Origin of the sequence: Pseudoxanthomonas sp. SGNA-20 (assembly GCF_003931635.1) — a bacterium.
Classification (GTDB): Bacteria; Pseudomonadota; Gammaproteobacteria; order Xanthomonadales; family Xanthomonadaceae; genus Pseudoxanthomonas.
Genome location: NZ_RRYK01000009.1, coordinates 25,829 through 43,263 on the forward strand (window position 1 = coordinate 25,829; position 17,435 = coordinate 43,263).

The 17,435-nt window shown below is 72.5% G+C and carries 17 protein-coding genes; 10 read left to right on the top strand and 7 right to left on the bottom strand.

Annotated features, from left to right (window positions below):
- Positions 1 to 5 precede the first annotated feature (5 nt).
- The 3 genes from EIM48_RS13360 to EIM48_RS13370 are packed head-to-tail and all read left to right on the top strand — an operon-like array spanning position 6 to position 2,937.
- Entirely contained in the window at positions 6 to 791 is a 786-nt protein-coding gene (locus tag EIM48_RS13360) for an endonuclease/exonuclease/phosphatase family protein (RefSeq protein ID WP_233581696.1), read from the top strand.
- Complete coding sequence (gene clsB, locus EIM48_RS13365; RefSeq protein WP_125111874.1) at positions 788 to 2,005, top strand: cardiolipin synthase ClsB; 1,218 nt, start codon at positions 788 to 790, stop codon at positions 2,003 to 2,005. The genes EIM48_RS13360 and clsB overlap by 4 nt, the downstream gene beginning before the upstream one ends.
- On the top strand, positions 2,002 to 2,937 hold the full coding sequence (locus tag EIM48_RS13370) for a YbhN family protein (protein ID WP_019399078.1): 936 nt from the start codon (positions 2,002 to 2,004) through the stop codon (positions 2,935 to 2,937). The genes clsB and EIM48_RS13370 overlap by 4 nt, the downstream gene beginning before the upstream one ends.
- A 54-nt stretch (positions 2,938 to 2,991) precedes the next feature.
- Here the strand turns inward: EIM48_RS13370 and EIM48_RS13375 are convergent, their stop codons facing one another.
- Complete coding sequence (locus tag EIM48_RS13375) at positions 2,992 to 3,264, bottom strand: hypothetical protein (RefSeq protein WP_019399079.1); 273 nt, start codon at positions 3,262 to 3,264, stop codon at positions 2,992 to 2,994.
- Positions 3,265 to 3,427: 163 nt separating this feature from the next.
- Between EIM48_RS13375 and EIM48_RS13380 the strand changes: the two genes are divergently transcribed.
- From EIM48_RS13380 to EIM48_RS13395, 4 genes are all read left to right on the top strand, one after another.
- Complete coding sequence (locus EIM48_RS13380) at positions 3,428 to 3,841, top strand: CBS domain-containing protein (protein WP_019399080.1); 414 nt, start codon at positions 3,428 to 3,430, stop codon at positions 3,839 to 3,841.
- Between the two features lie 14 nt (positions 3,842 to 3,855).
- Positions 3,856 to 4,371 carry a hypothetical protein gene (locus tag EIM48_RS13385; RefSeq protein ID WP_125077290.1) on the top strand — a complete coding sequence of 172 codons (516 nt, stop codon included), beginning with the start codon at positions 3,856 to 3,858 and terminating at the stop codon, positions 4,369 to 4,371.
- Between the two features lie 100 nt (positions 4,372 to 4,471).
- The gene (locus EIM48_RS13390; protein ID WP_125077291.1) at positions 4,472 to 4,921 is read left to right on the top strand and encodes a universal stress protein; all 450 of its coding nucleotides are present in this window, start codon (positions 4,472 to 4,474) and stop codon (positions 4,919 to 4,921) included.
- Positions 4,922 to 5,022: 101 nt separating this feature from the next.
- Positions 5,023 to 5,541, top strand: coding sequence for a nucleoside 2-deoxyribosyltransferase (locus EIM48_RS13395; protein WP_125111875.1), 519 nt, complete (start codon positions 5,023 to 5,025; stop codon positions 5,539 to 5,541).
- Between the two features lies 1 nt (position 5,542).
- Here EIM48_RS13395 and EIM48_RS13400 read toward each other — a convergent pair whose 3' ends face one another.
- On the bottom strand, positions 5,543 to 6,379 hold the full coding sequence (locus tag EIM48_RS13400; protein WP_125111876.1) for an MnmC family methyltransferase: 837 nt from the start codon (positions 6,377 to 6,379) through the stop codon (positions 5,543 to 5,545).
- Positions 6,380 to 6,591: 212 nt separating this feature from the next.
- Between EIM48_RS13400 and EIM48_RS13405 the strand changes: the two genes are divergently transcribed.
- Positions 6,592 to 9,255, top strand: a complete 2,664-nt coding sequence (locus EIM48_RS13405; RefSeq protein WP_028915130.1) for an EAL domain-containing protein — start codon at positions 6,592 to 6,594, stop codon at positions 9,253 to 9,255.
- A 64-nt stretch (positions 9,256 to 9,319) separates the two neighbouring features.
- Here the strand turns inward: EIM48_RS13405 and EIM48_RS13410 are convergent, their stop codons facing one another.
- The 4 genes from EIM48_RS13410 to EIM48_RS13425 all read right to left on the bottom strand — a co-directional run bounded on the left by EIM48_RS13410 (position 9,320) and on the right by EIM48_RS13425 (position 14,928).
- Positions 9,320 to 11,809: a glycoside hydrolase family 9 protein gene (locus EIM48_RS13410; RefSeq protein ID WP_125111877.1), complete on the bottom strand. Its 2,490-nt coding sequence runs from the start codon at positions 11,807 to 11,809 to the stop codon at positions 9,320 to 9,322.
- Between the two features lie 91 nt (positions 11,810 to 11,900).
- Entirely contained in the window at positions 11,901 to 12,557 is a 657-nt protein-coding gene (locus EIM48_RS13415; protein WP_125111878.1) for a glutathione S-transferase family protein, read from the bottom strand.
- A gap of 7 nt (positions 12,558 to 12,564) precedes the next feature.
- The gene (gene treA, locus EIM48_RS13420; protein ID WP_125111879.1) at positions 12,565 to 14,247 is read right to left on the bottom strand and encodes an alpha,alpha-trehalase TreA; all 1,683 of its coding nucleotides are present in this window, start codon (positions 14,245 to 14,247) and stop codon (positions 12,565 to 12,567) included.
- A 69-nt stretch (positions 14,248 to 14,316) separates the two neighbouring features.
- Entirely contained in the window at positions 14,317 to 14,928 is a 612-nt protein-coding gene (locus EIM48_RS13425; RefSeq protein ID WP_125111880.1) for an ACP phosphodiesterase, read from the bottom strand.
- A gap of 90 nt (positions 14,929 to 15,018) precedes the next feature.
- On the opposite strand from EIM48_RS13425, the gene EIM48_RS13430 reads away from it, so the two are divergent.
- Positions 15,019 to 15,756 carry a DNA-formamidopyrimidine glycosylase family protein gene (locus tag EIM48_RS13430; RefSeq protein ID WP_125111881.1) on the top strand — a complete coding sequence of 246 codons (738 nt, stop codon included), beginning with the start codon at positions 15,019 to 15,021 and terminating at the stop codon, positions 15,754 to 15,756.
- Between the two features lie 6 nt (positions 15,757 to 15,762).
- Here EIM48_RS13430 and EIM48_RS13435 read toward each other — a convergent pair whose 3' ends face one another.
- Positions 15,763 to 15,951 carry a glycosyl transferase gene (locus EIM48_RS13435; protein ID WP_125111882.1) on the bottom strand — a complete coding sequence of 63 codons (189 nt, stop codon included), beginning with the start codon at positions 15,949 to 15,951 and terminating at the stop codon, positions 15,763 to 15,765.
- A gap of 249 nt (positions 15,952 to 16,200) precedes the next feature.
- Between EIM48_RS13435 and EIM48_RS13440 the strand changes: the two genes are divergently transcribed.
- Positions 16,201 to 17,409, top strand: coding sequence for an MFS transporter (locus tag EIM48_RS13440; protein WP_125111905.1), 1,209 nt, complete (start codon positions 16,201 to 16,203; stop codon positions 17,407 to 17,409).
- Positions 17,410 to 17,435 lie beyond the last annotated feature (26 nt).

Genomic DNA, 17,435 nt, shown 5'->3' on the forward strand with positions numbered 1-17,435 from the left:
CGTCCATGTCCATGGCGCCGCCAGCCGTCCCGCCGCTGCCCGGGTTGGGCGTGCTGACCACCAACATCCACATGGGACTGGACATGCTGCAGCGACGCTTCGTGCTGCCGCGGCTGCGCGAGGCGATCCGCGCGCTGGGTGCCGACCTGGTGTTCCTGCAGGAAGTGCAGGGCGACCACCGCGAACGCGCCCGGCGCTGGCGGCAGTGGCCGGACGTGCCGCACTACGAATACCTGGCCGACACCCTGTGGCCGCAGTTCGCCTACGGCCGCAACGCGGTCTACCCGCACGGCCACCATGGCAACGCGCTGCTGTCGCGGCTGCCGATCGTGCGCCACGCCAACCACGACGTATCCGTGGCCGGCCACGAGAACCGCGGGCTGCTGCATTGCGAGCTGGAACTGCCCGGCCACCCGCAGCACCTGCACGCGGTCTGCGTGCACCTGGGCCTGCGCGAGGCCCATCGCCGCCGCCAGGTCGGCCTGCTGCGCGAGGTGCTGCGCGCCGAAGTGCCGGTGGATGCCCCGGTGGTGGTGGCCGGCGACTTCAACGACTGGCGTGCCGCCGCCCACCGCCAGGTGCTGGACTGCGGCCTGGTGGAGGTCTTCGAGCAGCGCCGCGGCCGGCTGGCGCGCAGCTTCCCCGCGTTGTGGCCGCTGCTGCCGCTGGACCGCATCTACGTGCGTGGCCTGCAGGTGCACGAGGTGGCGATGCCGTGCGGTGCGCCCTGGTCGCGGCTGTCCGACCACCTGCCGCTGTACGCGCGCGTTTCCGGCGAGGTGGCGGCATGAGTGGCGGGCTTTCGTGCTGGCAACCGGGCAATGCGGTGCGCCTGCTGGAGAACGGCGAGGGCTTCTATGCGCGCGCGTTCGCCGCGATCGAGGCCGCGCGGAGCGAGATCCTGCTGGAGACCTTCATCCTGTTCGAGGACGAGGTCGGCCAGGCGCTGCATGCGCGCCTGGTGGACGCGGCGCGGCGCGGCGTGCGGGTGTCGGTGCTGGTGGACGGTTACGGCTCGCCGGGTTTCTCCGCCGCCTTCGTCGCCGCGCTGGCCGAAGCCGGCGTGGTCCTGCGCAGCTACGACCCGGGACCGCAGCCGCTGGGCATCCGCCTCAACGTGTTCCGCCGCATGCACCGCAAGCTGCTGGTGGTCGACGGCACGGTCGCCTTCGTCGGCGGCATCAACTATTCGGCCGACCACCTGCTGCATACCGGCCCTGACTCCAAGCAGGACTACGCGGTGGAAGTGCGTGGGCCGGTGGTCGCGGAGATCCACCGCTTCGTGACCGCGCAGGCCGGCGAAGCACCCGCGCCCGCCACCACGCCGGCGGCGCCCGCCGGCGAGGCAGGGACGGCCTTCGTCGTGCGCGACAACGACCGCCACCGCACCGACATCGAGCAGGCCTACCGCGCCGCGTTCCGCGCCGCGCGCAAGCGCATCCTGCTGGCCAATGCCTATTTCTTCCCCGGCTACGGCTTCCTGCACGACCTGGCCGCCGCCGCGCGCCGCGGCGTGGACGTGGGGCTGATCCTGCAGGGCCAGCCGGATACCCCGGCGGCGCCGCTGGCCGCGCGCACCCTGTACCGCCAGCTGCTGCGCGACGGGGTGCGCATCCACGAGTACTGCACCCGTCCGTTCCACGGCAAGGTCGCGGTGGTGGACGACGACTGGGCCACGGTCGGCTCCAGCAACCTGGATCCGCTGAGCCTGTCGCTCAACCTCGAGGCCAACCTGGTGGTGCGCGACCGCGACTTCGCCGGCACCCTGGCGGCCTCCCTGCAGCGGCTGTGGGAGCACCACTGCGAAGCGGTGACGCTGGCCGACCTCGCCCGCCGCCCGCGCTGGCGGGTGCCGCAGCCGCTGCTGTACCACGTGCTGCGCCATTTCCCGCGCTGGGCCGGGTTGCTGCCGGCGCACACCCCGTGGGTGGAGACCCTGGCCGCGCCCGGGCGCGCGAAGGAGGACGCAACGGCCCGCCGCTGGCTGGCGGCGCTGCGGCGATGAGCGCGCGCCGGCGCCTGCTGCTGCGGCTGCTCACCCTCGCGGTCCTGGGCGTGGTCGCGGTGCTGCTGCTGCGGCTGGCGCGCCAGACCGACTGGGCCGCGGTGGCCGCTGCCCTGCGCGGCTACGGCGCGGGCACGTTGGCCACCGCGCTGGCGCTGGTGGCGGCCAGCTATGCCCTGTACTGCGGCTACGAACTGCTGGCGCGGCGCCAGGTCGGGCATCGCGTCGGCACGCGGCGCACCGTCTGCATCGCCCTGGTCAGCTACGCCTTCAGCCTCAATTTCGGGGCGCTGGTCGGCGGTGGTGGCATGCGCCTGCGCCTGTACCGCGGTGCCGGCCTGGCGGGCGGCCCGATCGCGCGGGTGGCGCTGTACGCGGTCACCACCAACTGGATCGGCTACTGCCTGCTGGCGGGGATGGTGCTGGCCAGTGCGCGCCTGCCGCTGCCGGGCGGCGTGGCGCCCGAAGCGGCCTGGCGGATACTGGGCGCGGCCATGCTGCTGCTGGTTGCGGCCTACCTGTTTGCCTGTGCGCGCTGGCCGGGCCGCCCGTTGCGGGTGCGCGGCCATGGCCTGCCCCTGCCCACCTTGCGCATCGCGGGCTGGCAGCTGCTGCTGTCCACCCTGAACTGGGCACTGATTGGTGCGCTGATGTTCGTGCTGCTACCCGATGGCGTGGCCTATCCGCGGGTGCTGGCGGTGGTGCTGCTCGCCGCGGTGGCCGGAGCCCTGCTGCATACCCCGGCCGGGCTTGGCGCCTGGGAATCGGCCTTCCTGCTGGCCCTGGGCGGGGAACTGGGACGACCGGCAATCATCGCCGCCCTGCTGGCCTGGCGCGGGCTCTACTACGTACTGCCCCTGGCCATTGCCCTGGTGCTCTACGCGACACTGGAAGCACGGCGTCCTCCGCGCACGGCTCCGCGCGCCGGCTGAGCCGGCAACCACCTCCCGCCCCAGCACCCCGGTCCCGAATCCCGATCCCGAACCTTATCCGCGTGGCGCCTCCGGCGGCGCGGCGTCCTCGCCACCTTCGCAGGGTTCGCCTTCCGGCGCTCCGGCGACCAGGCCGGCCTGCACCAGCATGCATTGCAGGCGCCGGGTGATGTAGGCCTCGTGCTCGGGCGGGGCATTGCGGGTGAGCGGCGCGGAAGCCTCGGCGAAGCGGTCCAGCGCAGCGGCCTCGTCGCCCTGGGCCTTGAGCTCCGGAATCAGCTTTTCCAGCCGTTGCAGCTCGGCGTCGATGGCGGACCTGTTTTCCATGGCTGCATCTTCGGCCGCGCCCCGTCACGGTGGTGTCAGTTTCGCGGCAGGTGGCGCAGACGCCGGCAACGACGGGTTAACGGGAACCATGCCGGTTTCTTGCCGGCAGGTTAATCAGCGCCGGCGGAGCATCGCAGGTTCCATCCCAGCCCAGGAGAGTGCCATGCGTATCGGCGACGTCATGAGCCGCGATGTGTGCGTCGTATCGCCCGCCACCACGCTGCGCGAAGCCGCGCGCGAGATGGCCCGGCGTGATGTCGGCTGCCTGCCGGTGGGCGAGGACGATCGTCTGGTCGGCATCGTCACCGACCGCGACATCGTCCTGCGCGGCATCGGCGAGGGCCTGGACCCGGACAGCAGCGTGCGCGAGGTGATGACCCCTGGAGTGAAGTACTGCTTCGACGACGAGGACGTCGACGAAGTCGCGGCCAACATGGCCGGGCTGGAGAAGCGGCGCCTGCCGGTACTCAACCGCGACATGCGCCTGGTCGGCATCGTCTCGCTGGCCAATTTCGCCTACAGCCACGACCAGCAGGCCTCGCAGGAACTGCTGCGCGGCGTGGCGCGTCCGCACTGAAACGGGAGAGTCCCATGCAGCACGAGCGGATCCTCGCCGCGGCCCTGGTGGCCACGCTGTGCCTGTGCGCCTGCGATCGCGATGCCGGACCCGGGACTACCCAGGGCGGCACCCTGCAGGACAGCCCCACGGACACCGCCGCCGCGGCAGGCAATGCCGCCGACCCGGCCATGGCCGACACCCCCGGCACCGGTGCGCCGACCGGCATGGATACCGGCGGCAATGCGATGGACGACGGCGGTACGGCCGGGGCCGCGTCCCCCGCCGCAGCGGGCGCTGGAGCCGGTGCAGGCACGGAGGCCGGCCAGTCCGCGCTGGACCGCTACCCGGCCGCGCAGCGCGCCTGCGTGGAGGAAGTGGCCCGCGTCTCCGGCACCCCGGCCGCCGAGCTGGTCGTCACCGGCACCGCGCGCACCCAGGCCGGCGTGGAGGTGAGGGTCCAGCGCCAGGAACTGCGCAGCGCCTGGACCTGCCAGACCGATGCCCAGGGCGGAACCGTGCTCGGCGTGCAGGACGGCCGCGCTTCCTGAATCCGCAACACGCAACGGCAAGGCGCGGCTTGATCCGGATCAAGGCCATGCCCGCGGCGCGGGCCGAGAATGCCTCCACCCTAGGGAAGGAGGCAGTGCCATGTACACGCATATCCTGGTTCCGACCGATGGTTCGCCGCTGTCCGACAGCGCGCTGGAACAGGCGCTCAGGCTGGCGAAGAGCCTGGGCGCACGGATCACGGTGCTGACCGTGATCGAGCCGTTCCAGGTGGTGGCCTACGAGCCCGAGCAGGTGGCCGCCACCCGCGATGCCTACGAGAAGTACGCGCGCGAGGAAGCCGACCGGCGCATGGCGCGCGCCACCGAGCTGGCCAAGGCCGCCGGCGTCGAACACGACGCCGTTTCGCTGAGCGCCGACGACCCGCACGAGGCCATCATCCAGACCGCACGCGAGCGCGGCTGCGACCTGGTGGCGATGGCTTCCCATGGCCGCCGCGGCATCAAGGCGCTGGTGCTGGGCAGCGTCACCGCCAAGGTGCTGACCCATTCCGACATTCCGGTGCTGGTGTACCGCCCGCCGGTGCAGTGACCTGCAGCGGCACGCCGCCCCGGTTTTCTCCACCCCTCGGCCGGGGCGGCGTGCCAACCTCCGGATTTCGCGCGCCCCGGTGGCGCGCGCTTTTTTTTCCGATGATCCGTTCGCTCTACCTTGCCGGCCCCGATGTGTTCCGCCCCGATGCCGCCGAGCGCGGGCGGCAGCTGAAGGCGCTGTGCGCGCGCCACGGTTTCGAGGGGCTGTTCCCGCTGGACCAGGAGGTGCCGGCGGAGATCACCGATCCGGCGGCGCAAGCGGCCTGGATCTACCGCAACAACATCGCCCTGATCGGGCGCGCCGACGCGGTGCTGGCCAACCTGGACTTCTTCCGCGGCCCGGAACCGGACAGCGGCACCTGCTTCGAGGTCGGCTACGCGGTGGCCAGGGGCAAGCCGGTTTACGGCTACATCCCCGAGCACGGCAGCCTGGCCCAGCGCATCCGCCTGCGCCATCCGCAGGCGATCGGTGCCGACGGCCTGCTCGACGCGCATGGCTGGAACATCGAGGAGTTCGGCCTGCCACTGAACCTGATGCTTTCGGTGCCGGCGCCGCTGGTGGTCGGCGATGCGGAGGCGGCCCTGGCCTGGCTGGCCGCGCACCTGCGTGGCGGCTGAGTCAGCGGCGCACCGCCAGGACCCCGTCCAGCGCCGGCTCGGCGCGGAAGCCGGCCTTGTCCAGGCGCCGGGCGACCTCGCGCGGCACGTCGCGGCCGCTGGTGAGGCGGTTGGGGCTGCCGGTGTAGTGGAACAGGCGGCCGCCGCGGCGCAGTACCCGCGCCAGCTGGCCGTAGAACTCCTGCGAGTACAGCTCGCCGGCGATGCCGAAGCGCGGCGGGTCGTGCAGCAGCGCATCGAACGAGGCGTCCGGCAGGCCGGCGATGGCCTGCGACACGTCGCCGTGGTTGAGCTCCAGGCGGCCGCCGGCCTCGGCGCCATCCGGGTCCGGCGACCACGGGTTGAGGGTGCGCAGCCACAGCACGCTCTCGTTCTTCTCGAACGAGACGATGCGCGCCACCCCGGCCTCCAGGCAGCAGGCGGCGAAGTAGCCGAGGCCGCCGCAGGTATCCAGCACGGTGCGCCCGCGCGGCTGCACCAGGGCCACCTTGCGCCGCGCGTCCTCCAGTGGCGATTCCTTCGCGGTGGGCAGCATCTTGATGCCGTCGATCTCGAAGGTCGGCGGGCCCCAGGGCGTGGGCACCAGCTTGATCAGCGAGCCGGCGTAGCGCGCGGCCGGTTCCCAGTCCTGGCCGTCGAAGTGGTAGATGGTGCGGTCGCGCAGCTTGCCCGGGTACGGGTACTGGCTGCCATTCCAGCTCCAGGCTCCCGCGGCCAGCGCGACCACGGCGCGGCTGCGGCCCAGGTCCAGCGAGGCCTCGCAGGTTGCCGCGCCGGCCGCGCGCGCCCGTTCCAGCGCCCGGGCGACGTCGAGGGTGAGCAGCGGGGCGTGGGGCATGGGCGAAGGGGACGGCGGGCAGGGCGGGGCATCGTACCCCCTGCCTGCCTGCGTCGCAGCCCGGCGCGGCGTGCGTTGCCCCCCGGTTCCGGTCAAGAATGGGCGCAGGGGGCCGATAGACGATGGCCGGCCATGCCGCCGGGAGGAGGCATGGTCCGGGATCCGGGCGGTTTCGCCCCGTTGTTCTCCACTGGCCATGCAGGAATGCACGGATGACGATGCAGGATCCCACGCCGGCTCCATCCAGCGAAGCCGAGAGCCTCCGGGCCTCGCGGCTGGCGCCGCGGACCTGGGCGCTGCTGGTGCTGCTGGCCGGGCTGCTGTGCACGGCCGAGGCCGCCCGCCGCGAGCTGGTGGCGGTGCAGTCCGAGGCCCGCGCCATGCACCGGGCCATGGGCCGTTCGGCGCAGGAACGGCTGGCTTCGGACCTCGAGCTGGCGGCGCAGGCGCTGCGCGCCATGCAGACCGTGTTCCTGGGCAGCGACCACGTCGACCAGGCCATCTTCGACCGCTACCAGGAGAACCTGCGCGCCAACGAGCGCATGCCCGGGCACGTGGTGACCGCGTTCGCGCGCCGCCATCCCGGCCCGTCCTATCCCTACGAGCTGGTCACCCCGCTGGCCGGCAACGAGATGCTGCTGGGCTTCGACAGCGCCAGCCAGCAGGCCAACCTGCAGGCGCTGGAGCGCGCGCGCGACACCGACACGGTGGCCATGTCCGCGCCGTTCCCGCTGATGCAGTACCGGGGGCGCGAGGGCGAGCCGGCGCTGGGCGTGACCGTGCGCCTGCCGGTGTACAGCCCCGGCCGCGCGCCGCTGACGGTGGCCGAGCGCCGCGAGCGCGAGCTCGGCGCGCTGGCGATCAGCCTGCGCCTGGCGCCGACCGTGCTGGGCGCGCTGGAGGGGCGGGTCCTGGAATACATGCACGTGGAGCTGCGCGACCTGGACATGCCGGACGACGACGGCCTGATCCACGCCTCCGAGCCGGGCCTGCAACCGCCGGCCGATGCCCAGGTGCGGCTGGTCGAGTTCGGCGGCCGCCGCTGGCAGCTGCTGCTGTGGCCGCGCGCGGGCAAGACCAGCTACTCCAGCGTGGCCATGGTGGCGCTGACCGGCACCGTGATCAGCCTGCTGCTGGCGCTGCTGCTGTGGACCCTGGCCAACACCCGCCGCCGCGCGGTGGAGATGGGCCGGCGCATGGGCGAGCGCTTCGGCGAGAGCGAGGCCCGCTTCCGCGCCCTGAACGAGCTGCTGCCGGCGCTGGTGCTGCTGGTGGACGCGCGCGACGGCCACATCAGCTACGCCAACCAGGCCGCGCGCCGCCAGCTGGGCGCGGTGATCGGGCAGCTGCTGCCCTCGCTGTTCGCCGACCCGGCGCTGGGCCGCGAGGCGCTGCGGGTGGCCGCGGCCGGCGGCGACTGGAGCGGGCGCGAGGCGCTGATGGTGCCCGCCCAGGGCGAGCCGTTCTGGGCGCACGCCTCGCTGGCGCCGGTGGAGGTGGATGGCGTGCCGCACGTGCTGATGGTGGCCAACGACGTCAGCGAGCAACGCAAGCTCACCGAGCGGCTGGGCTACCAGGCCGCGCACGACGAGCTGACCGGGCTGTACAACCGGCGCGAGTTCGAGCGCCGCCTGCAGAAGGCGCTGGCCGGGCTGGAGGCCGACCCGTCGGCCAGCTTCGCCGTGCTGTACATCGACTTGGACCAGTTCAAGCTGGTCAACGACCTGTCCGGGCACATGGCCGGCGACCAGCTGCTGGTGGAACTGGTGCAGGCCATGCGCAGCCAGCTGCGGCCGCAGGACCTGCTGGCGCGGCTGGGCGGCGACGAGTTCGGGCTGCTGGCCCCGGCCACCGGGCCGATGCAGGCGCGCGCGCTGGCCGAGCGCATGCGCCACTGCATCGAGGACGTGGTGTTCCCCTGGGAGGGCCGCAGCTACACGGTCAGCGCCAGCATCGGCGTGGTCGTGGCCGACCGCCCCGGCGCCACCCTCAAGGACATCCTCGCCTGGGCCGACAGCGCCTGTTACCAGGCCAAGGAAAACGGCCGCAACCGGGTGCAGCTGTACCGCGAGGACGTGGACACCACCCGCCGCCAGGGCGAGATGGAATGGGCCACGCGCCTGCGCCGCGCGCTGGAGGAGGACCGCCTGCTGCTGGACTACCAGGAAGTGGTGCCGCTGGACCCGGAGCCGGGCGACCACGCGCCGCGGGTGGAGCTGCTGCTGCGCCTGCGCGACGAGGACGGCAACGTGGTCATGCCCGGGGCGTTCCTGCCGGCGGCCGAGCGCTATGGCCTGATGCCGGCGATCGACCGCTGGGTGATCCGCAACGCGCTGGCCAATGCCGACCGCCTGCACCCGCGCGGCGCCGGGCTGCGCGCCTTCGCCATCAACCTCTCCGGCGCCAGCCTCGAGGACCCGGGCCTGGCCGACTACATCCTCGGCTGCATCACCGAGTACGCGGTGCAGCCGCGGCGGGTGTGCCTGGAGATCACCGAGACGGTGGCGGTGCGCAACCTGCGCCGGGTGGTGCCGGTGATCGAGCGCCTGCGCGCGGCCGGCTGCCGCATCGCGCTGGACGACTTCGGCGCCGGCATGTCCTCCTTCGGCTACCTCAAGAACCTGCCGGTGGACATCATCAAGATCGACGGCAGCTTCATCCGCGACCTGGACAGCGACCCGGTCAGCCGCATCATCGTCAGCGCCATCGCCCAGATCGGCCACCAGCGGGGGCTGCGGGTGGTCGCCGAGTGGGTGGACGACCCGCGCATGCTGCCGCTGCTGCGCGAGCGCGGCGTGGACCTGGCCCAGGGCTTCGCCCTGCATTGCCCGGACCGGGTGGTGTTCCAGCGCGATCCGGTGCCGCCGCCGCGCTGAGCCGCGTCGTGCACCGCGGCCGGGTGCGGGCGGGCGGCGCCTGGCCGGCGCCGCCCGTCCGGGCTCAGGGCTTGCGGGCCTGCAGCACGTCCTGGGCCGCGTGCACCAGGAACATGTAGTTGGCCGCCAGGTCGATCACGTACTCGTTCTGGCCCCAGAAGAACGGCCAGTCCTCCTTGTTCTCCGGGAAGTCCGGCTTGAGCACGAGCACGCCCGGGACCACGCCGCCGGCGATGAAGCTGAAGTCGGCGCGGTTGTTGCCGTAGGCCACCTCCTTGGAGCGCGCGCCGACCGCGGACACGAACGAGATGTTCGAGTCCGGATGGGTGCCGTAGAGGTAGTCCAGGCCGCGCAGCGTGGGCGCGGCGTCGAACAGGTCCGGGAAGGCCTTGTGCAGGTGGTAGTTGGCGATCGCCACGCCGACCACTGCGCCGTTGCCGGCCCAGCCACCGCGGGTGATCGGCACCCCGTACGGGTTCTCGCCCAGCATCGGCGCGAACTCCTCGCGCAGGCGCTCGGCGCGCGCCCGCACCTGGGCGCGGAAGGCGTCGTCCATCTTCGGCAGCGCGGCCAGCAGCGCCGGGATGTTGAAGCCGAAGCGCTCGCCGCCGACCGAAGGCCACAGCGCGCGGATCGCCTCGGCGTACTTCGCATCGCCGGTGCTCAGCAGCAGCTGCGCGGCCGCGCGCAGCTGCTCGTCGTCCGGATGCCCGCCGGTGGTGTTGCCCACCCGGAACAGGTTCGGCTCGCGCGACTGCTCGAAGTCCCACGCCTTGCGCGCGGTCTCCAGGCACTCCTCGGCCAGGGCGTCGTTGTAGCCGCGCAGGGCGCGGCTGGCCGCGGCCAGGGCGGCGGCCGAGCCGTAGTTGAGCGCGGTGGTGGCGGTGGTGAAGGCCCAGCGGTCGTCGGCCGGCGAATCCGGGTCGTTGGGGTCGTGGACCTTGCCGTCGGTCTTGGTCGAGGCGTCGCCCAGGTGGGTGTACTGGCCCAGGTCCGGTTCGACGATGCCGGGGATGGCATGGCCGAACACCCGGTGCTGGGCGATGAGGGCCAGGGTCCCGTGCTCGATCTGCTGCAGCAGGTCGGGCTTGCCGTCCGGCACGTGGATCTCCACGTGCTTGCGCTGCTGGTCGATGCTGGTTTCGTCGCGCTCGGGGCGGAAGCGCTCCCAGGTATCGACCATCGACAGCACGGTGGCGTAGTGGGTCTGGGTGCGGATGTCGAAGTCGCCGGCGTCGAACCAGCCGCCGTAGTTCAGGCCGGGGATGTGCTCGCCGGGCTGGAACGGCGAATCCAGCTCCGGACCCTGGCCGAACAGGTCGAAGTGCTCGTGGTTGGGCGCCACCTGGCGGGCGTCGTCCATGTGCGGACGGCCGTGCCAGACCCGGTAGGCCTCGTTGACGAACATGTGGTCCATCTGCACCGGGAAGAACACGTCCAGGGTCGGATGCCAGGCCTCGGCGTAGACGTCCTCGGCGATGCGGAGGGCGTGGGTGCGCTGGCCGGCGGCCTCGATCACGTACAGGCCCGGCTCGCGCACGGAGGAGAAGTCGAAGGTGTAGTACTGGTAGCGCAGGTAGCGGCCCCACGGGGCCGGCGTGCCCGCGAGCACCTCGCTCTGGCTGCCGTCCGCGCCGATCCGCAGCAGCCGCGCCGGGCCCGGCGCCGCCGCGCGCGGATCGGTTTCCAGCACCGCGACCTTGCGCTGCGCCGGGTGGTAGCCCACCTGCGAGTGGCCGATCACCGGATCGCGGGTCCAGCCCGGCAGGGTGTGGCCTTCCACGCTCCAGTCCAGCACCGCGCCGCGCTTGCCGGCCGGCAGCAGGGTGCGCACCACGAACCAGCCGTTCTGGGCCTGGTTGCGGCCGTCGTACAGGCCCAGTTCGCCGCTGCGGCTTTCGATGGTCACCCGGCGCTGCGGGTCCTCCGGCGCCAGCACCAGGCGCTTGCCGGTGGTGATCGGCAGGCGCACCGGCTTGCCCCCGGCGTCGCGCCCGGTGGGGCCGGTCGGGTAGCGCGGGAACTGGCCGCTGCGCTCGCCCTCGCCGGCGGCCACCCAGGACTTGCCGAAATAGGCCGAGGGCAGGAACTCCAGGTTGAACCCGGCGCGGCCCTGCAGCGACTTCGGCAGCGGCTTGTCCAGCAGCACCTGCACGCGCACGCCCTCGCCCTGCGGCGAGACCTGGATGCTGTATTCGAAGTTTTCCTTCGGATAGGCCAGGCGGGTGGTGACGGTGCCGGTGCGCGGATCGACCTTGCGCTCGACCAGCTGCGCCACCGGATCCCACTGCTCGGGCGTGGGCGAGAGGCGCACGTCGCCGTTGGTGGCGGTGCGCACGCCGTGGTGGATCAGCTCCACCCCGGCGTGCTTGGCGTCGGAGAACAGGCCGTCGTAGTAGTTGTTGAACACCAGCACGTCCAGGCCGGGGCGGCTGAAGTACTCCTGCTCGGTCAGGCGCAGCGGCTCGGCCAGGGCCGGCGGCAGCGCCGCCAGCAGGGCAGCGGCAAGGACGGAACGGGCGCGGATGGATCGCGGACTGCGGCGTGGCGACATTGCGTTGGGCTCCCCTCGGATTTCGATGTGAACGCTAACATCGGGTCACGGGCTAACCCAGCTGCGGTGCAGCAAGCCGCGGCATCCAGCTTCAGTCGCGGTCCGGCGCGCCGAGCGGGAAGTAATGCCGGTACGGCCGCGCCTCGTCGACGGCGCGGCGCATGGACGGCCGGGCCAGCAGCCGCGCGCGGTAGGCGTGGACCCGCGCGCATCCGGGCGGGATCGGCTGGGTCCAGTCGGCATAGAACAGGAACGGGGCGGCGCCGCAGTCGGCCAGGCTGAAGTGCGCGCCCGCGGCCCAGGTGCGGCCATCGGCAAGATGCCGCTCCAGCCAGGCGTAGCTGGTCTCCAGCAGGCGCCGCGCCTCGGCCACGCCCTGCGGATCGCGCTGACCTTCCGGGCGCAGTGCGTCGAGCACCACCTTCTGTTGCGGCGTGGACACGTAGTTGTCGAAGAAGCGGTCCAGAAACCGCACCTCCAGTGCCTGCAGGGGATCGCCTGGCAGCAGCGGGACCGGGCCGGGGTGGCGCAGGTGCAGGTGCTCGATGATGGCACTGGCCTCCGGAAGGCTGCGTTCCCCGTCCACCAGCAGCGGGAAGCGGCCGATCGGCCAGCGCGCGCGCAGCGCGTCCATGTTCCCCGGCGCCTCCAGGTGGCGGTACTCGAACCGGACCTGGTTCTCGTACAGCGCCACCAGCACCTTCTGGCAGTAGGAGGAGAACGGGTGCGCGTACAGGGCAAGGCTCATCGTGGCCTCAGCGGGTGGTGGAGTCCTCGCTGCGACGCGCGGGCGCGGCGGGATTCGACACCGGCTCGCGTTCCAGCTGCGGGTAAAGCGCCAGCAACGCCAGGGCCACGCCATTGGTCCAGCCGAAGCCGTCCTGCAACGGGTACTCGCCGCCGCCACCGCCCTGCAGCGCGCCGTCGGCGTCGTACTTCTCCACCAGCTTGTGCTCGCGCCCGAACAGGGTCCTGACGTTGCCGAGGAAGCCGGCGGCGATGTCGCGCGCCAGCGCGTCCTCGCCGTAGCGGCGCAGGCCGTCGACCGCGATCCACTGCAGCGGCGCCCACACGTTGGGCGCGTCCCACTGCTGGCCGCTGTCGATGGTGGTGGTCACCAGGCCGCCCGGCTTCAGCAGCCGCGCGCGCACCATGGCCGCGGTACTGCGTGCCCGCTCCGGCGAAGCGATGCCGGCGTGCAGCGGGAACAGCGCCGCGGCGGTGGGCTGGGTGCGGACCTGGCCGTCGCGCAGGTCCAGGTCGCCGTAGTAGCCGTCCGCCTGCCACAGGTGGCGTTCGATGGCGGCGGCGCGCTCGCCTGCGCGGGCCTGGTAGTCGCGTGCGCAGGCCTGGTCGCCGGCCTGTCCGCAGGCCAGGGCGATGGTCGTTTCCAGGTGGTGCAGCAGGCTGTTGAGGTCCACCGGCACGCGCGTGGTGACGTGGATTGTGTCCAGCTGCATCGGATCGTCCAGCCAGCGGCTGGAGAAATCCCAGCCGCTTTCGGCGCCGGCGCGCAGCTCGCGGTAGACCTCGCCGGCCGGGCGGGTGGACGCGGCCGCGGTCTGGCGGTCCTGCACGTAGGATTCCGGGCGCGGGCTGTCGCGGTCGTCCCAGTAGCGGTTGAGCAGGCTACCGTCGGCCAGCCGCACCACGCGGCGATGGGCCTGCCCCGGCCGCAGGCCCTCGGCGCCATCCATCCAGAACGCGTGCTCGCGCCGCAGCTGCGGCAGGTAGCGTACCGGCGCGGCCGGCTCGAGCTTTGCCTGCAGCATCACCATGTGCGAGAAGAACGGCGGCTGCGAGCGGCTGAGGTAGTAGCTGCGGTTGCCGTTGGGGACATGGCCCCAGGCGTCGATCAGGTGGGCGAAGTTGTCGAGCATCTGCCGCACCAGCGCGTGCTGTCCGCTCTCCGCCAGGCCGAGCATGGTGAAGTACGAATCCCAGTAATAGACCTCGCGGAAGCGGCCACCCGGGACCACGTAGGGATGCGGCAATTGCAGCAGGCTGTCATGCGGCCGCGGCGCCGGGCTGCGCCGGGTCAGCAGCGGCCACAGCGCATCGATATGCGCGCGCAGGCTGTCGCGCTTGGGGATGTCGGTGGCGGCGCCCTCGTCCGGCAGCACGAAATGCCCGTCCACGAAGCGGCGCAGGTCGAAGCCGGGCAGGCCGCGCTGCTGCGCGAACGCGGCCTCGATCGTCGCCGGGTCGCTGCGCGGCACGGCGTCCACGAAGTACTTCTGGTCCGCGAACAGGCGCGCTTCCTGCACCGCGGCGAATACCGCCGGCCAGGCCTGGTCCGGCGTGCGCACGCTGCGCGCGTCCTCCGCGGCAGTGGCTGCCGGCGTGGCGGGCTGGCCGGCGAGGGGCGGGCGCGCCGCGCAGGCGCCAAGCAGCAGGGGCAGCACGAACAGCAAGCGGCGGACGGGATGGCGTGGCATGGCGGCCTCCGGGACGCGTGACCGGGCGATGTTCGCACCGGCGACGCGATGGAAGCGGCAAGGCTGCCCTCAGCTGCGGTCCGCGGCCTCCGCCAGCGATGCGCGAGCCTGCACCGCGTAGGCCTGCAACTGCGGGAAGAACGCCTCGAACCCGGCCGCGATCTCCTGCTCGTGGCGGCGCAGGTCGTCCAGGCAGGCGACCAGGCGTTCGCCGTTGCGCGAAAGGCGCGTGGCGATGCGGGTCACCGCCAGGTCCACGCTTTCGCGGCGGCGGTACGAGCCCAGCCAGTCGTGGGCGGCGATCCGCGGGGCCAGGCCCTGCAACCGCTCTGGCAGGCGCGCGCGCTGGGCGAGGAGGTGTTCGTAGAAGCGGGCGGTGTAGCGGTCCAGCGGCTCGCCCGAATGCCGCGTCCAGTCGCGCGCCAGCAGGTGGTCGTAGTACACGTCCAGGGCGATGCCCGCATAGCGGCGCAGGCCGGGCGCAAACAGCGCCCGCGCCCCGGCGACCACGGGATGGTCGTCGGTGTAGCGGTCGACGCGGCGGTGGACCAGGATCTCGCGCCGCTCCACCGGACTGTAGTCGGCCAGTGCGGCCAGGCCGAACACGAAGTCGCCCAGCAGCGCGCCCAGCATCGCCTCCGGATCCGGGGCGGCCAGGTAGGTGTGGGCGAGGTAGTTCATCGCCGCGATTTTCGCATGCGCCGGCGCGGCGAACCTGTACGCAAGGCGTGCTTGACGCCCGCCTCACCACCGCCCGCGATACTGCCGGCCATGCCCGAAGGCCCTTCCATCGTCATCCTCAGGGAAGCCGCCGCGGGCCTGGCCGGGCGCAAGGTGCGCGCGGTGCACGGCAACAGCCGCGAGCCGATCCAGCGCATCGCCGGAAAGCGCCTGGTGGCGCTGCGCAGCTGGGGCAAGCATTTCCTGATGGAGTTCGACGGCTTTGCCGTGCGCATCCACTTCATGCTGTTCGGCAGCTACCGCATCGACGAGCGCAAGGCCACGCCGGCGCGGCTGGGCCTGGAGTTCACCGGCGGCAGGGAACTGAACTTCTATGCCTGTTCGGTGCGCTTCATCGAGCAGCCGCTGGACGAGGTCTACGACTGGAGCGCTGACGTGATGAACGACGCCTGGGATCCGGCGGCGGCGCGGCGCAAGCTGCGCGCGCGGCCGGACGCGCTGGCGGCCGACGCGTTGCTGGACCAGGACGTGTTCGCCGGGGTCGGCAACATCATCAAGAACGAGGTGCTGCACCGGATCCGCGTGCATCCGGAGAGCCGGGTCGGTGCCCTGCCGCCGCGCAAGCTGGGCCAGCTGGTGGCCGAGGCGCGGCAGTACAGCTTCGATTTCCTGGAATGGAAGAAGGCCTTCGTCCTGCGCAGGCACTGGCAGGTGCACGCGAAGAAGACCTGCCCGCGCGACGGCACGGAACTGAGCTACCGCAAGGAACTGGGCCAGGCGCGCCGGCGGGCGTTCTGGTGCAGTCGCTGCCAGCGGCTGTATGCCTGACCCAGGCTAGAGCGCGACCCGCGACAGCACCGCCTGCGCCGCCACCGCCGCGCACAGGGCGATGAACAGCACCCCGCACCAGCCGCGTTCGAAGCCGCGATGCCCCGGCGAGACCAGCTTGCCCACGCCGACCAGCGCGGCCGGCAGGGCGAACAGCAGCAGCGCGTGCCCCAGTCCCATGAAGGAAATGTCCATCTCCGTCCCTCCTCGGCGGCGGTGCTGCCGCCATGGACCCATCCTCGGACCCGCTGCGGCCGGGGGCATTGATCGCGGTCAAGGAGGGCCGCCTGCCTGCGGCGCGGGGCAGGGGTGGCAGCCGGCACCGGTCACTGGCCTGAATATCCGCCTGCCGGGGTTACGCGGTCGTGGGAAAGGAGGGCTGCATGTCGTTGTGCAATGCAGCATAATGCGCCCATGTCCGTCTCCCCGATCCCCGACGCCCCCATGGGCGCCCCGGCGCTTGCCGTGGGCCCGCGCCAGCGCGCCCTGATCCTGACCGGCCTGAGCCTGGGCGGTTTCGCCATCGGCACCAGCGAGTTCGCCGGCATGGGCCTGATGCCCAACATCGTGGCCGAGCTGGGCGTCAGCGAGCCGCAGGTCGGGCACCTGATCAGCGCCTACGCCCTGGGCGTGGTGGTCGGCGCGCCACTGCTGGCGATCCTTGGCGGGCGGCTGTCGCGCAAGGCCCTGCTGCTGGCGCTGATGGCGTTCTACGCCGCCGGCAACCTGGCCACCGCGCTGGGCCCGGACTACCTGAGCCTGATGCTGTTCCGCTTCATCGCCGGCCTGCCGCACGGCGCCTACTTCGGCGTGGCGGCGCTGACCGCGGTGGCGATCACCCCGCCGGAGGCGCGCGGGCGCGCGGTCAGCCTGAGCATGCTGGGCCTGACCCTGGCGATCCTGCTGGGCACCCCGCTGGCGACCTGGATGGGCCAGCTGGCCAGCTGGCGCTGGACCTACGCCTTCGTCGCCCTGGTGTCGCTGGCCACCCTGACCCTGCTGGCGCTCTACCTGCCGGCCAACGGCAAGGCCCCGCGCACCCGGGTGCTGGACGAACTGCGCGCGTTCAACCGCCTGCCGGTGTGGCAGGGCCTGCTGATTGGCGCGATCGGCTTCGCCGGCATGTTCAGCGTCTTCAGCTACCTGGCGCCGACCATGGTGCAGGTGACCGGCGTGACCCCGGCGTGGATCCCGGTGGGCGTGGCCGGCTTCGGCCTGGGCGGCCTGATCGGCAACATGGTCGGCGGCTGGCTGTTCGACCGCCTGCGCTTCCGCGCGGTGCCGGTGGTGCTGGGCTGGGCGCTGGTGATGCTGCTGCTGTTCCCGCTGGCGGCACAGGCGCCGTGGAGCCTGCTGCTGGCCTCCGTGTGCATTGGCGCGATGGGCGCGCTGGGCCCGATCCTGCAGTCGCACCTGATGGACGTGGCCGGCGAGGCGCAGACCCTGGCCGCCGCCTCGCACCATGCCGCGTTCAACGCCGCCAATGCCCTGGGCCCGCTGCTGGGCGGCATGGCGATCAGCGCCGGCTTCGGCTGGACCTCCACCGGCCCGGTCGGCGCCATCCCCGCGGTGGCCGGCATCGGCCTGTACCTGTGGGCCGCGCGCACCCGCGCCCGGCGCCTGCGCGCCGAGGCCTGCTGCCCGGCTGCCTGAGCCGCGCCGCGCCGCGATGGCGCGCT

Excerpts from the sequence above, each read along its gene's own strand:
- EIM48_RS13430 (WP_125111881.1), top strand. The coding sequence starts at position 15,019 with ATGCCCGAAGGCCCTTCCATCGTCATCCTCAGGGAAGCCGCCGCGGGC.
- EIM48_RS13375 (WP_019399079.1), bottom strand. The coding sequence starts at position 3,264 with ATGGAAAACAGGTCCGCCATCGACGCCGAGCTGCAACGGCTGGAAAAG.
- EIM48_RS13360 (WP_233581696.1), top strand. The coding sequence starts at position 6 with ATGTCCATGGCGCCGCCAGCCGTCCCGCCGCTGCCCGGGTTGGGCGTG.
- EIM48_RS13410 (WP_125111877.1), bottom strand. The coding sequence starts at position 11,809 with ATGTCGCCACGCCGCAGTCCGCGATCCATCCGCGCCCGTTCCGTCCTT.
- EIM48_RS13425 (WP_125111880.1), bottom strand. The coding sequence starts at position 14,928 with ATGAACTACCTCGCCCACACCTACCTGGCCGCCCCGGATCCGGAGGCG.
- treA (WP_125111879.1), bottom strand. The coding sequence starts at position 14,247 with ATGCCACGCCATCCCGTCCGCCGCTTGCTGTTCGTGCTGCCCCTGCTG.
- EIM48_RS13440 (WP_125111905.1), top strand. The coding sequence starts at position 16,201 with ATGGGCGCCCCGGCGCTTGCCGTGGGCCCGCGCCAGCGCGCCCTGATC.
- EIM48_RS13400 (WP_125111876.1), bottom strand. The coding sequence starts at position 6,379 with ATGCCCCACGCCCCGCTGCTCACCCTCGACGTCGCCCGGGCGCTGGAA.
- clsB (WP_125111874.1), top strand. The coding sequence starts at position 788 with ATGAGTGGCGGGCTTTCGTGCTGGCAACCGGGCAATGCGGTGCGCCTG.
- EIM48_RS13380 (WP_019399080.1), top strand. The coding sequence starts at position 3,428 with ATGCGTATCGGCGACGTCATGAGCCGCGATGTGTGCGTCGTATCGCCC.
- EIM48_RS13435 (WP_125111882.1), bottom strand. The coding sequence starts at position 15,951 with ATGGACATTTCCTTCATGGGACTGGGGCACGCGCTGCTGCTGTTCGCC.
- EIM48_RS13405 (WP_028915130.1), top strand. The coding sequence starts at position 6,592 with ATGACGATGCAGGATCCCACGCCGGCTCCATCCAGCGAAGCCGAGAGC.
- EIM48_RS13395 (WP_125111875.1), top strand. The coding sequence starts at position 5,023 with ATGATCCGTTCGCTCTACCTTGCCGGCCCCGATGTGTTCCGCCCCGAT.
- EIM48_RS13370 (WP_019399078.1), top strand. The coding sequence starts at position 2,002 with ATGAGCGCGCGCCGGCGCCTGCTGCTGCGGCTGCTCACCCTCGCGGTC.
- EIM48_RS13385 (WP_125077290.1), top strand. The coding sequence starts at position 3,856 with ATGCAGCACGAGCGGATCCTCGCCGCGGCCCTGGTGGCCACGCTGTGC.
- EIM48_RS13415 (WP_125111878.1), bottom strand. The coding sequence starts at position 12,557 with ATGAGCCTTGCCCTGTACGCGCACCCGTTCTCCTCCTACTGCCAGAAG.
- EIM48_RS13390 (WP_125077291.1), top strand. The coding sequence starts at position 4,472 with ATGTACACGCATATCCTGGTTCCGACCGATGGTTCGCCGCTGTCCGAC.